This window comes from Flaviramulus sp., assembly GCF_982512915.1.
Genome location: NZ_CEWOCJ010000007.1, coordinates 48,928 through 62,726 on the forward strand (window position 1 = coordinate 48,928; position 13,799 = coordinate 62,726).

Sequence of the window (13,799 nt, forward strand, 5' to 3'; positions counted from 1 at the left end):
TTTATTGTTTTGGTTTAAAAACTACTTCATAAGATTTTCCACCTTCAAGCACTTGTTTTGCAATATCTTGAATGTCTTTTTTGGTCATCATATTTACAATGTTTTCAAAGTTTTTAGGGTCGTTCATGTTTTCATTATATCTAAAATAAGATGTAAGCACTTGCATGTCGTATCCGTTTTTATCTTTTGCTTGTTCGCGCTCTTTAATAAAATTGGTTCTGGTTTTATTTAAATCATCATCATTAATATCGCCATTTGCTATTTTTCGCAGTTCTCCATTAACAATATCTACTAATTTATCTGCCATATCTGGATTACAGTCAAATCTAAACGAGACAAAAGCTTGCGATTTTGGTTCTCTTGAGAAATAAGCCGAAGCTCTTGGGCTATATGCACCACCTTCTGCTTCTCTTACGGTTTCAGTAACTCTTAATTGTAAAATATCGCCTAAAGCATCGGTATAAATTTCATTGCTTTTAGTATAAGGCATCTCTTTTTTGTAAGCAATATTTACATTTGCTTTAGGATCTTCCATGGTTAAATAAATGTCTTCATCTATACTATTTGCTAACCATTCTGAACCATTATCTTTAAAGGTTTCTTTGGTGCTTTTAGTTGGCAAACTAGCCATATACTTTTCTAAAAGCGGTTTTAATTGGTCTTCTTTAACATCACCAACTATAAAAAACTCAAAATCTGAAGCATCTGAAAAACGACTATTGTAAATGGCCTTTATTTTTTCAAAAGAAATATCGTTTGCATATTCTTGGTTAAAAATACGTTCTTTAGGGTTGTTTTTCCCATAAATTGCTATGGTTAAACTATCTCGCATTTTTTCACCTATATCTTTACTTCTTCTAACTATATAGTTATTTATGTTGCTTTCTAAAACTTTAAAAGCTTGTTCGTCGAAACGTGGTTTTACAAAGTAAACATGCAGTAATTGTAGCATTGTTTCTACATCTTTAGTGTTTGATCCACCAAAGAAAGACTCGTTTATCTCTCCTAAATTTGGACTTACACTTGCCGTTTTCCCTGCTAATACTTTTTGTAAATCGGTTGCAGTGAAATCGCCTAGTCCAGACATTTGAACTAGATTTCCAACTAAGCTAGCCGATGGTAACTCATCATCACTTAATAGCGATGTACCACCATAACTAACAGCATTTAAGGATACTTTGTCTTTTTCTTTATCAACAAATTTATAATGTACTTTAACACCATTACTTAGCATGAAAGTAGTAGAGCCAGTTTGTTCATTTATTGAAGCTTCAACTATTTTACCTGGTTTAATACTAAGGTCGGACACCAATGTTTTACCTGCTAATGCTTCAGAATATGGTTGTAAAGTAGTATCGTTTTCTACGGCTGTAATTATTTGTTTTACTTGCTCTTCGGTTAAATTATCTTGATCTTCTACACCCGTAACATTTACATATCTATTTTTTTCTAGATATAAACTCTTAATGGTATTATGAAGCTCTTCTTGATTTAAAGTACTTATTATTTTTTTTGCGATATCGTATTCTTTTTCAATATCTGCCATCGTGTTATTGTTTAAGAAATCATTTTGAATGGCACGTTCTATTTGACCATGACTCATATCGTCTTTTTTCGCTATTTGATTTTCGTAAGAACTTGTCATTTTTGCAACAGCTCTATCTATTTCTGGTTGTAAATACCCAAATTTAACAGCTCTTACGACTTCTGTTAACACCTCTTGAAATGCTTCTTTTTGTTGATTTGGTTTAGGGAAAATGGTCATAGTAAATGCATTTGACGTTCTAGACATTTGCCCATAACCAACACGTGCACCTAGAAAAGTAGCTTCTGGTTTTTGAGATTTTTCTGAAATTCTAGAAGACAACATACTTGTTGCCATAGATTCTAATAACGAACGTTTTAAATCGGCAACCGTCTCATTTTCAATTGATTTTTTCTGACGAATACCAAAACTAATATTTGCAGTAGAAACCTCTGGGTCTTTACCCAAACTGTACATCATAGTATCATTATCAGGGATATCAACTATATAACGTTCTTTTGGATTATCAATTGCTGGTATTTCAGAAAAACTAGCAATAATTTTTTGTTCAATATCATTTACATCTACATCGCCTATAACAGCAATAGCTTGTAAATCTGTTCTATACCAATCGTGATAAAAATCTCTTAATGCTTTATAATCGAAACCTTCAACAACAGACATTAAACCAATTGGTAAACGATCTGCATATTTAGATTTATTGAATGTTACAGGCAAACTTGTTTGGAATAAACGCATTTGTCCGTTTTGGCGTGTACGCCATTCTTCTTTAATAACACCGCGTTCTGAATCTATTTCTTCATCTGTTAATAATAAATAATTAGACCAATCCTTTAAAACTAAAAGACAAGTATCTACTAAACCTTCTTTAGTTGGTATATTATTTAAATTATAAACAGTTTCATCAAACGATGTGTAAGCATTAATGTCTTTACCAAACACAGCTCCATGTTTTTGTAATGTGTTTAAAATACCTTTTCCTGGAAAATTTTCGGTCCCATTAAACGCCATATGCTCTAAAAAGTGTGCTAAACCTTGTTGATCATCATTTTCTAAAACAGAACCTACATTTTGTATGATATAGTAACTAGCGGCATCTTTTACAACATCTGTACTTTTGATGTAGTAGGTCATTCCATTAGATAAAACCCCTTTTTTTATTGTTTGATCAACAGGTAATGGGTCTTGGTAGTTAAGTGTTTGCGAAAAACTCAAAGAACTTAGAGCAACAAACATGGTAAATGATAAAATTAAAATACGTTTCATTTCTTTTTAGGTTTTTATTGTTTACAAAACTAATCCTTAAAACATGGTTTATGCTCAATTTAAGATAATTTTAATAAAAGAGGACCATAAAATACAGTCCTCTAAATTCTTTTTATATTGTAGTGACTAATTCAAAATAAGAATTATAAAAATAAAAAAAGATCAATTCAATTATTAAGACGAAAAATTTAATTAAAATTTAGATTTGAATCTTATCTACATACTAATGTGACAAACAATTCCAAACCCTAGAGTAAAAAATATGTTATTTCTTAAAATGAAGTAATAAGACAGGATTTATAAACCGAAGCTCAAAAGTTATATTTTAAATAATAAATTAAAGATTAGTTTTCAAAAGGAATTAATATAATTTAAAAAAAACAATTAATTTATTTACAAATCAGCATTTCCTCAACCTCCTCTAGACTTTTCCCTTTAGTTTCAATTACAAACTTCATAACAAATAACAAAGATAAAACAGCCATACCTGCATAAATTGCAAAAGTAAGTGTTGGCCCTAAATTTGTTAATTCCCATGGAAAAAACTGCGTTACTGTGTAACTTACTAATGAATTAAAAAAGCCAACAACTGAGATGGCAATACCTTTAATATTTCCAGGAAATATTTCTGACAATAAAGTCCACATTACAGGTCCTAAAGAAATTGCAAATGCGGCAACATACAACAATATGGCTATAAGGACTAATGTTGCGTTGATTGAAATAAAATTTTTAACCTCATTACGTTTAAACTCGTATAACTGCTCTTGGCTTAATACCGGCATTAAGTTATTAAAAAACTCACTTTGAGAACTAAAAGATTTACCATCAAGAGATGCAATTGCAGTTTTTATTTCTAAACTCCCAACTTTTTCAATTGCATTACTATTTACATCATAAGTTGCATTATTAAAGGCAAACGTAGCCATTGACAAGGCAATTGACATAGTAGCAGTACCTATTATTAAAAGGGGTTTTCTACCTAATCTATCAATAAGTCTAATAGCAACCAATGTAAAAACCAAATTAGTTAAACCAACAACAATAGCCTGTAAAAAAGAAGAATCTGTACTGCCTCCTGCTTGTTCGAAAATGGAAGGTGCATAATAAAAAATAGCATTAATACCTGTTATTTGTTGAAAAAAAGCAATTCCAAAAGCGATGATAATAATGGTGCGCATGCGGCTACTAAACAATTCTAAAATAGTACCTTTCTTCTCTTTTTTTGAAACACCTCTTAAAATTTCTTCAATAGTTGTATTTGCATAATCTTCCCCCCCAATTTTAACTAAAGTTTTTTCAGCTACCTCCACTAAATTAAGCCTTTGTATTAACCATCTTGGGCTTCTTGGAACTGTAAATAATGCTAAAAAATAAATAACAGCAGGGATGGCTTCAACACCCAGCATCCATCTCCAACTTTCTCCTTCTAAATCCTTCAAAAAATAATTAGAAAAATAAGCAACCGATATACCCAAAACAATGTTTAACTGATTTAATGACACCAAACTACCTCTTAGCTTAGGTGGTGCAACTTCAGCTATATAAATAGGAGCAATTAATATGGCGCCTCCTATACCAATTCCTCCAATAATTCTTGCTACCACAAATTCTGTATAGCCTGTTGCTAAAGCAGACCAAATAGCAGAAACAGTAAACAAAACAGCAGTACCAATAAGTACTTTTTTTCTACCAAATTTATCACTCAAGGGACCTGCAGTAATATTTCCTGCCATAGCACCAAAAATTACACAGCCAACAGAAAAACCAAGTTCCCAATCAGACATATTAAAATAAATAGTGATTCCTGATACAGCACCAGAAATAACAGCACTATCAAACCCAAGAAGAAAACCACCAAGGGCTACTATAAAACTGATGAAAATGGTATAAGATTTATTCATGATAAGTTTGGTTAATTTATTTTAGTAGTTTAAAAAAAATAAAGATAATATTTTTATAATAAGAATATTATTAAAATCTAAATCCTAAATCCTTATTTATACTTTTTAAATCATGAAATAATAATTAAATAAAAATAAATAAGATGTTATTCTCAATTCTTACTTGTTTTGTTATGATAATCATATATCCAAAAAAAAGTAAAATATTTTTGACTGATTATAGCCTATATTAGTATATAAATTTACTTAATTTGGTATTTTAATTTTACAAATTGAAACACTATTAAAAAATAATGAATGCTGATTTAATAAATAAAATAAGGACAAAATTTCAGGAGACTTTTAAAACTAAGCCAATAATGATATTTTCTCCAGGTAGGATCAATATAATTGGCGAGCATACCGATTATAATGAAGGTTTTGTATTTCCAGCTGCTGTAAATAAAGGCATTATTACTGCCATTGGAAAAAGCGATTCTAATAATTCAACAGCCTATGCTTTTGACAAAAATCAGATGATAAAATTCTCATTAAATAAATTAACCCCATCCTCAGAGGGCAGTTGGGAGAATTATATTTTTGGTGTGGTATCAGAACTTCAACACAGGAATAAAACTATTGATAATTTTAATATTGTTTTTGGAGGTGATATACCTGGGGGCGCAGGTATGTCTTCATCAGCAGCACTAGAGAACAGTGTTGTTTTTGGCTTAAATGAACTTTATAATTTAAGCTTAACAAAAGAAGAAATGATTTTAATTTCACAAAAAGCCGAGCACAATTATGTTGGAGTTAAATGTGGCATTATGGATCAGTACGCTAGTATGTTTGGAATAGAAAATCATGCCTTACAATTAGATTGTAGAACAGTAAAATCAAAACCGTTTAAAATTGATTTTAAAAACCATGAGTTTATCTTAATCAATACCAATGTGAAACATAGCTTATCGGACAGCGCTTATAATGATAGACGTTCTGTTTGTGAATCTATAGTAAGTATGCTAAAAGTCAAAGCACTTAGAGATGCTACAGAAAATGATTTAGATACTATTAAAGAGCAAGTAACTCCAGAAAATTTTCAAAAAGCACTATACGTTATCCAAGAGAACAAGCGGGTTATAGAGGCATCCACAGCGATGAAAGCAGGTGATTTAAAAACCTTAGGGAAACTTATATATGCATCACACGATGGCTTACAAAATCAATATAAAGTGAGTTGTGACGAACTGGATTTTTTAGTAGAGCAAGCTAGATTAAGCGGGCATGTTTTAGGAGCCAGAATGATGGGAGGTGGTTTTGGTGGATGTACTATTAACTTAATTTCAAAATCAGAAACAATAGGATTCAAAGCTTTTATTTCTGAAGCTTATAAACATAAATTTAATAAAGACTGTTCTATATATTCCATTAAGCTTTCAAATGGCACAGATATCATAAATTAGAGCTATTAAACTTATAAATAAAAGTAGGTAATAACTTAAACTTGGTGAATCTTTAAAGAAAACGTATTTATCAATCTTTTTCTAAAACCGTTATAGGTAAATCTGTTGTTCCAGCATAAAATACAACGATTTCTACAGGTTTATTACCTTCATTAATTCCATAATGTACTTTGTTTACAAGCTCTACAATAACATCTCCTGGTTTTAGATGCAAAACGTTATTAGCTTCATCAATAACTGTTAACTCACCTTTTAAAACGATCCCAGAATTTATAACCGGATGATGATGTTTGTGCAACTTAGTTTTAGGTGGTATTGTAATTTTCAAAACAGTAACCTTAGGTGAGCCATCTGGATAATTTGGTAATACATCACCATTCCAGCTTGTGGTGGTTTCAGCTAGTTTAACAACAGTTACAGCTTGTTTTTTTTTTACAGCACAGGAGGCTATTAAACATATTATACCAAAAAATAAAATTATTTTTTTCATGTGTATTTATTTCTTAAAATTCTATGAGAATATAATTCTAATGAAAACTTAAGGTTATTTTTTAATTTAAAACTAATTTATATTATTAAAAAAAACGATTAATTATCAAAAAAATTAATTATAGGGATGTATTTAAAAAAAACCCAACTTAAACAGTTGGGGTTGAAAAATCTGAAAGTTCTTATGATTATGCCCTCACATAATTTTAACAATTCTACTTATCAAAATTTTCATAACATAACTAAACGTAAATGCTATTTTTTTAAAAAATTATTCTTTAATGATTCTATACATTTCAGAAGCTTCATCTATATGAAGTTCTTAGACAGAAATAATTAATTTTCGATGTATTAGATTTATTTCATTAAAATATTATTACAGTTTATTTAATTTTCAAATACAACAATAGATAAAAATTCCAGTAGCTAATCCAGTAGAGAAAATAAACAAGAAAAGAAGTTCCCACTCAAATGATGAATATTTGGCCTTTTTTTTTAATTTGTGATCAATCACAGTAAATCTTTTTCTCATATTTAATAGATAAAAAATTAATTAAAGAATAAATCTGATACTGAAAATACAATTAGAAACGAATCAATGTTGATAGTATTTAAGTACCATATGTTATTTGTATGTAACTGTGAGAGTTATTTGGAAGTATAATTGTGTTGCACAAAGGAACAACAGAATAAATTATCACAAAAAAACAAATTAAAATTTTGTAGGATTTGACACAAATTTTCTAAATTTGACACATGCTTTCAAATCTATTTTCATTTTTTATTGGTTTTATTTTATTGTTACTGATTCCTGTAATTTTTATTAACCATAATAATGATAAAAAATTAAACCCTTATTTTCTTATTATATTAGCTATAGCAGGTTTACAGAGGTTTATTCATGGGCTCGAAGTATTTAATATAATAAACCCTTTATTAAATCCTTTTGAAACAAGTTTACATTTCGCCTACTTTATCCCTCCTATTTATTATTTATTTTTCAATAACTTGTTGTATAAAATTGTATCCTTAAAGAAGTCTGTCTTATTAATTGGTGTAGCCATAATTATAGTCGCAATTTCTATAGTTTTCAAATTAAAAAAAGAGAGTAATCAGTTAATTTTTCTTATATACTCTTCTACTTACATGATTTTTTTACTAAAAATCATTAGAAAATATCTTTTTAATAAAAAAAATTATCATGAATATATACATTACAGGTCAATTAAGATATGGGCATTAATAATGTTTACATTTTTCACCGCAGTATTTATATTTGCTAATTACACATTTAAAAGCTATTTAAATCAAGGAGAAAATATTGTTTTAAATAAATTTAACATCAGCACCTCGTTTTTCTTTTTCTTTTTAATTTTATACATCTTAATGAATCCAGTAATATTATACGGGGAGCAACTTTTGCAAAAAACACTAAATAAACCTTCTATTGATGACATAGTAGTTTGGAAAAAAAACAAAAAAACTTTTACAGATAGAATAGATTTAGAAGTTGAAAAAAAAGTAAAACCTAATCGAGAAAACCTGCTTTTGTCTATTAAAAAATTTGAAAACAGCTTATTTGATAATTTCACAGAAGTTCCTACTCTTAAAGAATTATCAATAAAACTTGAATATCCTCAAAGTCATATTAAATATATTTTTAAATATTTTAACAATTATTCATTCAGTGAATATCAAAATGTATTAAAAATAAAATATGCTTTGAAACTAATTCACAATAATTATTTATCATCACATACAATTGAATCACTTTCAGAGAAATGTTTATTCACAAACAGAAGCACTTTTTTTAAAAACTTCAAAAATCTATCTGGATATTCTCCAACAGATTACAAAATAAACATCATTAATAATTCATAATAAATCAAATAAAAAAACGCTAATAATTAAAAATTATCAGTGTGTTTTAATATTAATATACGAGTCAAGGTTAGTGGATTAAATAGGTTCATCCTAATAAAGTTTTATTACTAAAAACTAAAAAATCAATCTTTTTTAGTTTTTAGTTTTTAGTTTGATTTTAAAAATTAATGTAAAGCTTTAAATTGAAACAAATAAAAAAGCCGAACAAAAAATGTTCAGCTTTCAACTGTCGGGGTGGCAGGATTCGAACCTGCGACCTCCGCGTCCCAAACGCGGCGCGATAACCGGGCTACGCTACACCCCGATTTTTGGTTATCTCTAACGGCTTGCAAATATACTTTTTTTATTCATTTCACAATTATATTTCTAAAAAAATATCTATTGATTAAAAATCATAATTTAGCAACTTTAAATTTTTTATTTATTTTAAATGGAATTTCTTAAGAGGAGCCTTTTATTTTTTTTAATATGTGGTTTTAACCATGTCACTTTAGGACAAGACATCTTTAAGGGCAAAATTGTTGATAGTGATAATGGAGTAGGTTTAGCATTTACTCAAATAATTAATATTGAAGACAAAAAAAATAGCATCTCTAACTTTGATGGTACTTTTGAAATCAATAAATCAGGTTCTTACCTGTTTAAAAAAGAAGGTTATATTGAAAAAACCATCGAATTAATCGAAAATCAATACTATATTATTCAACTTAATATCAAACCATCCGAATTAAACGAGGTAGTTATTAATGCGAATCACATTCCAACAAAACTAAAAAAAACCACTGCAACAATAAGCATTGTATCTTCTGAAGATATTCAACGATCTAACAACACAGATTTTGCTCCCATATTAAATAGAACGCCTGGGGTTTTTATGCAAAGTGGCGCTTTAAACACCAACCGAATAACCATAAGAGGTATAGGCTCTAGAAATCTTTTTGGAACCTCAAAAATAAGAGCCTATTTTAAAGACATTCCACTTACCAATGGTAGTGGAGAAACTACTATTGAAGATTTTGAGTTAGCTTCCATATCCCGTTTAGAAATAATTAAAGGGGCAGCCTCTAGTATTTATGGCGCAGGTTTAGGTGGCACTATTAACTTAATACCACAAAATGCTTATTTGAATGATTCTAATTTTAATGGTGAAATTTCAATGGGTTCTTTTGGTTTAATCAAAGGCATTTTAAACGTAAACCACGGGAATAGTGAAAATAGTTTTAGAGCTGTATATAGCAATACTGAAAGTGATGGATTTAGAGAAAATAACAACTATAAAAGACAAACATTTACTTTAACTTCTAATCATTTTTTAAGTAAAAAAGATGAATTGTCTTTTATAGTGAGTTATGTTGATTTAAAAGCGTTTATACCTAGCTCAATCAATGAAAATACATACTTAAATAGTCCAAAATCTGCTGCTTTTACTTGGAAACAAGCTCAAGGTTTTGAAGATTCTAAAAGAGGTGTTTTTGGGTTATCTTGGCAACATAATTTTAATAATAATTTAAAACAAAATACAAGTATTTTTACTTCATTCAGGGATGCTTACGAACCCAGACCCTTTGATATTTTAAAAGAAAACACCCTAGCCTTGGGCTTAAGAACACGTCTCATCGGAAATACTAATTTGTTTGGAAGGAATTTGAATTGGACCTTGGGTGGTGAACTTTTTAAGGATACTTATAAATATAGCACTTTTGAAAATCTATATGAGGATTTTCCAAATGGTACAGGAAGTGTTTCGGGTCAAAGATTATCAAATTTTATAGAAAATCGAAATTATTACAACTTATTTTTTGAAACCAATTTTGAATTTTCAGAAAAAACTACACTTACAACTGGTTTAAATTTAAATGAAACAGGATATAAATTAAATGATAAATTTCATATAACTTCAGAAAACCCAAATCAATCTGGAAGTTTCAAATTTAAAAACATATTATCTCCAAAAATTGGAATATCTCATTTATTTAATAAAAACATCAGCATTTATGGCAGTGTTAGCCACGGGTTCTCCCCTATCTCATTAAACGAAACACTTTTACCTGATGGTCAAATAAATGCCAACTTAAAACCAGAAACAGGATGGAATTTTGAAGCGGGTTCCAGGGGTGAGTTTTTTAGCAATAAATTACAATACAATTTTGCCTTTTACCGTTTAAATATAAAAAACTTATTAGTTTCAAGAAGAACTGCCGAAGATGCGTTTATTGGTATTAATGCAGGTAAAACACAACATGATGGTTTAGAATTAGCACTCAATTACTATTGGCTTCAAAATAAAAAAATAACCATTAGTTCATTTATTAATTATACACTTAACAAATTTATTTTTAAGGAATTTATTGATAATACCAATAATTTTTCTGGAAATGATTTAACTGGTGTACCATCTGATATTTTTAATGCTGGAATAGATTTTGAAACTAGTTTTAGCCTTTACGGGAACATAAATTACCAATATGTTGGGTCTTTTCCAATAACAGATAGTAATAGCCTATTTACTGAAGATTACCAATTAACAAATCTAAAAGTTGGTTACAAAACTAATCTTAGTAAATACCTAAAAATGAACATATTCTTAGGCATAAATAATATTTTCAATGAAAAATATGCATCTCAAATTTTAATTAATGCAACTAGTTTTGGTAGTAGCGCTCCACGATACTATTACCCAGGAAATCCATCAAACTATTTCACAGGTTTTAACTTAAATTACCTATTTTAGCTAATAAAAAACATTTATAATTATGAAACAAATTCACGCGTTAATCATCATAATGTTATTGGCTTTTAGCGCTTGCGCTCAACAAGCAGAATCTGAAATTAAGGCTGAAGCACCAACCAATATAAATTACACTTTTGAACTTATTGTTCCAGATTTAATTATTCCCTGGGGAATGACATTTTTAAATGATGGTAGTATGTTAATCACTGAAAAGAGTGGTGAGATTATTCATTTTAAAAATGGTGTAAAAACACTTGTAGAAGGTGTTCCAGAAATTTATGTTCGTGGTCAAGGTGGATTGTTAGATATAAAAACGCATCCTGACTATGAAAATAATGGATGGATTTATTTTACATATGCATCTGATAAAGGTGATGTAGAAGGTGGAAACACAGCCTTGATGAGAGCGAAATTAGATGGTAATATCCTTGTTGAAAAACAATTACTATACAAAGCTGGTCCAAATACTAAAAGAGGCCAACATTTTGGTTCTCGTATTGCATTTGATAATGCAGGTTACCTATACTTTTCAATTGGTGAAAGAGGTGAACGTGATGTGAATCCACAAGATATCACTAGAGATTGTGGTAAAATTTACAGACTTAAAGATGATGGGACAGTCCCTTCGGATAACCCATTTGTTGGAACTGAAAATGCTAAAACTGCTATTTTTAGTTATGGACATAGAAACCCACAAGGTATGGTAAAAAACCCTTTTACTGGGGACATTTGGACGAATGAACATGGCCCACAAGGTGGCGATGAAATAAACATCATTGCAAAAGGAAAAAACTATGGTTGGCCTGTTATATCTTATGGAATTAATTATAGCGGAACAGCATTCACAGATATTACTTCAAAAGAAGGTATGGAACAACCTCTTTTTTATTGGGTACCATCAATTGCTCCTAGTGGTATGGCTTTTGTTTCTTCTGATATTTATCCAGATTGGAAAGGAAATGTATTAGTTGGCTCCTTAAAATTTGAATATCTGGAAAGATTAGTTTTAGAAAATAATAAAGTTGTTAAACGCGAAAAATTATTAGAGGGTACTGGAAGGGTTAGAAACGTTATTGAGGGACCAGAAGGTTATATATATGTTGCTATTGAAGGAAAAGGTATATTTAAAATAATTCCAAATAAGTAAATGAAATCTTTTATAATCAGTTTAGTAATTTTAGTTTCTGCTTCTAAAAGAGTATTTACCCAAAATAATGCTTTAAAAGAAAGTATAGAAAGAGGTAGTTTAGTGTATGAAGATTTTTGCGTTACTTGCCACTTACCAAATGGCGAAGGTATTGAAAATGTATTCCCTCCTTTAGCTAAGTCTGATTACCTTTTTGAAAATCGTGAAGCTAGTATTAAAGGCATAAAATATGGGCAAAAAGGGGAGATTTTAGTTAACGGAAAAAAATACAACAGTTACATGGCTGCATTAGGTCTTGCTGACGATGAAATAGCCGATGTCATGAATTATATAACAAATAGTTGGGGTAATAAAAATGACAAAATTATTACTAAAGAAGAAGTCTCACAAATTAAAAAATAAGATTATTGAATCTTATTTAGCCATGCATTAAAATAACTTTGTAAATAGCTAATTAAACCAAAAAAGATGTTAATTATAGGAATTGCTGGAGGCACAGGTTGCGGCAAAACAACAGTAGTAAATCAGATATTAAATGAATTACCTGAAGGTGAGGTTGGTATTATTTCTCAAGATTCATACTACAAAGACACCACGCATTTAAGCTATGATGAACGTGTTCAAATTAATTTTGATCATCCAAGATCTATAGATTTTGAATTACTTGAAACTCATTTAAAAGAATTAAAAAAAGGCAATCCTATACACCAACCTGTTTATTCTTTCGTTAAACATAATAGAACTGGCGATACCGTTTTAACACATCCTAGAAAAGTTATGATAGTTGAAGGTATTTTAATTCTAACAAATCCAGAATTAAGAGCCATGTTTGATATAAAAATATTTGTTCATGCTGATAGTGACGAGCGTTTAATAAGACGATTAAAACGAGATATATCTGAACGTGGTAGAGATTTAGATGAGGTGCTCTCAAGGTATAAAACAACCTTAAAACCGATGCATAATCAGTTTATCGAGCCCATGAAAGAGTATGCAGATATTATAATCCCAAACAACCATTACAATACAGTGGCTATTGATATTGTAAAAACCATTATAAACGATAAACTGTAATGCCAAAATTGAAAAACAAATATTTGAAACCGTTTAAAAATTGGTTCGTACTAATTTTGGTGATTTTTGCTGTTTGGATGTTGTTTTTTGATGCCAACTCATGGTTAATTCACCATGAATTAAACATGGATATAAAAGCTTTAGAAAACGAAAAAGAATACTACAGAAAAGAAATTGAAAAAGACAACAAAGCTATAAAAGAGTTAAGTACGGAAGAAGGTTTAGAAAAATTTGCCAGAGAAGAATATTATATGAAGCGCGATAATGAAGAAATTTTTATTATAGAATATGAAGACAGTTTAAAAACTAAATAATC

The 13,799-nt window shown here is 29.4% G+C and carries 10 protein-coding genes and 1 tRNA gene; 7 read left to right on the forward strand and 4 right to left on the reverse strand.

Annotated elements, in window-relative coordinates:
- Nucleotide 1: 1 nt before the first annotated feature.
- Both AC1XJX_RS06660 and AC1XJX_RS06665 read right to left on the reverse strand, forming a co-directional pair.
- Entirely contained in the window at nt 2-2,812 is a 2,811-nt protein-coding gene (locus tag AC1XJX_RS06660) for a M16 family metallopeptidase (protein WP_482003189.1), read from the reverse strand.
- Nucleotides 2,813-3,201: 389 nt separating this feature from the next.
- On the reverse strand, nt 3,202-4,716 hold the full coding sequence (locus AC1XJX_RS06665; protein ID WP_482003190.1) for a sugar porter family MFS transporter: 1,515 nt from the start codon (nt 4,714-4,716) through the stop codon (nt 3,202-3,204).
- A gap of 293 nt (nt 4,717-5,009) precedes the next feature.
- Here AC1XJX_RS06665 and galK point away from each other — a divergent pair, with 293 nt between their 5' ends.
- Complete coding sequence (galK, locus tag AC1XJX_RS06670) at nt 5,010-6,158, forward strand: galactokinase (RefSeq protein WP_482003191.1); 1,149 nt, start codon at nt 5,010-5,012, stop codon at nt 6,156-6,158.
- A gap of 70 nt (nt 6,159-6,228) precedes the next feature.
- On the opposite strand, the gene AC1XJX_RS06675 is transcribed toward galK, so the two are convergent.
- Nucleotides 6,229-6,648 (reverse strand): cupin domain-containing protein, encoded by a 420-nt coding sequence (locus AC1XJX_RS06675; RefSeq protein WP_482003192.1) that lies wholly within the window; start codon nt 6,646-6,648, stop codon nt 6,229-6,231.
- A gap of 1,244 nt (nt 6,649-7,892) precedes the next feature.
- Here AC1XJX_RS06675 and AC1XJX_RS06680 point away from each other — a divergent pair.
- A complete protein-coding gene (locus AC1XJX_RS06680; RefSeq protein ID WP_482003193.1) occupies nt 7,893-8,528 on the forward strand; it encodes a helix-turn-helix domain-containing protein in 636 nt (211 codons plus the stop codon).
- Nucleotides 8,529-8,760: 232 nt separating this feature from the next.
- Here AC1XJX_RS06680 and AC1XJX_RS06685 read toward each other — a convergent pair.
- Nucleotides 8,761-8,835 (reverse strand) — tRNA-Pro (locus AC1XJX_RS06685).
- 126 nt (nt 8,836-8,961) lie between these two features.
- On the opposite strand from AC1XJX_RS06685, the gene AC1XJX_RS06690 reads away from it, so the two are divergent.
- From AC1XJX_RS06690 to AC1XJX_RS06710, 5 genes are all read left to right on the forward strand, one after another.
- Nucleotides 8,962-11,262: a TonB-dependent receptor domain-containing protein gene (locus AC1XJX_RS06690; protein ID WP_482003194.1), complete on the forward strand. Its 2,301-nt coding sequence runs from the start codon at nt 8,962-8,964 to the stop codon at nt 11,260-11,262.
- 22 nt (nt 11,263-11,284) lie between these two features.
- Entirely contained in the window at nt 11,285-12,409 is a 1,125-nt protein-coding gene (locus AC1XJX_RS06695) for a PQQ-dependent sugar dehydrogenase (RefSeq protein ID WP_482003195.1), read from the forward strand.
- Nucleotides 12,410-12,811 (forward strand): c-type cytochrome, encoded by a 402-nt coding sequence (locus AC1XJX_RS06700; protein ID WP_482003196.1) that lies wholly within the window; start codon nt 12,410-12,412, stop codon nt 12,809-12,811.
- Nucleotides 12,812-12,877: 66 nt separating this feature from the next.
- Nucleotides 12,878-13,483, forward strand: a complete 606-nt coding sequence (gene udk, locus AC1XJX_RS06705; protein WP_482003197.1) for a uridine kinase — start codon at nt 12,878-12,880, stop codon at nt 13,481-13,483.
- Entirely contained in the window at nt 13,483-13,797 is a 315-nt protein-coding gene (locus AC1XJX_RS06710) for an FtsB family cell division protein (RefSeq protein ID WP_482003198.1), read from the forward strand. The genes udk and AC1XJX_RS06710 overlap by 1 nt, the downstream gene beginning before the upstream one ends.
- Nucleotides 13,798-13,799: the final 2 nt, after the last annotated feature.

What these genes read in the sequence shown, in the direction of transcription:
- AC1XJX_RS06675 (WP_482003192.1), bottom strand. Translation starts at nt 6,648, where the DNA reads ATGAAAAAAATAATTTTATTTTTTGGTATAATATGTTTAATAGCCTCC.
- AC1XJX_RS06660 (WP_482003189.1), bottom strand. Translation starts at nt 2,812, where the DNA reads ATGAAACGTATTTTAATTTTATCATTTACCATGTTTGTTGCTCTAAGT.
- galK (WP_482003191.1), top strand. Translation starts at nt 5,010, where the DNA reads ATGAATGCTGATTTAATAAATAAAATAAGGACAAAATTTCAGGAGACT.
- AC1XJX_RS06710 (WP_482003198.1), top strand. Translation starts at nt 13,483, where the DNA reads ATGCCAAAATTGAAAAACAAATATTTGAAACCGTTTAAAAATTGGTTC.
- AC1XJX_RS06690 (WP_482003194.1), top strand. Translation starts at nt 8,962, where the DNA reads ATGGAATTTCTTAAGAGGAGCCTTTTATTTTTTTTAATATGTGGTTTT.
- AC1XJX_RS06665 (WP_482003190.1), bottom strand. Translation starts at nt 4,716, where the DNA reads ATGAATAAATCTTATACCATTTTCATCAGTTTTATAGTAGCCCTTGGT.
- AC1XJX_RS06680 (WP_482003193.1), top strand. Translation starts at nt 7,893, where the DNA reads ATGTTTACATTTTTCACCGCAGTATTTATATTTGCTAATTACACATTT.
- AC1XJX_RS06695 (WP_482003195.1), top strand. Translation starts at nt 11,285, where the DNA reads ATGAAACAAATTCACGCGTTAATCATCATAATGTTATTGGCTTTTAGC.
- AC1XJX_RS06700 (WP_482003196.1), top strand. Translation starts at nt 12,410, where the DNA reads ATGAAATCTTTTATAATCAGTTTAGTAATTTTAGTTTCTGCTTCTAAA.
- udk (WP_482003197.1), top strand. Translation starts at nt 12,878, where the DNA reads ATGTTAATTATAGGAATTGCTGGAGGCACAGGTTGCGGCAAAACAACA.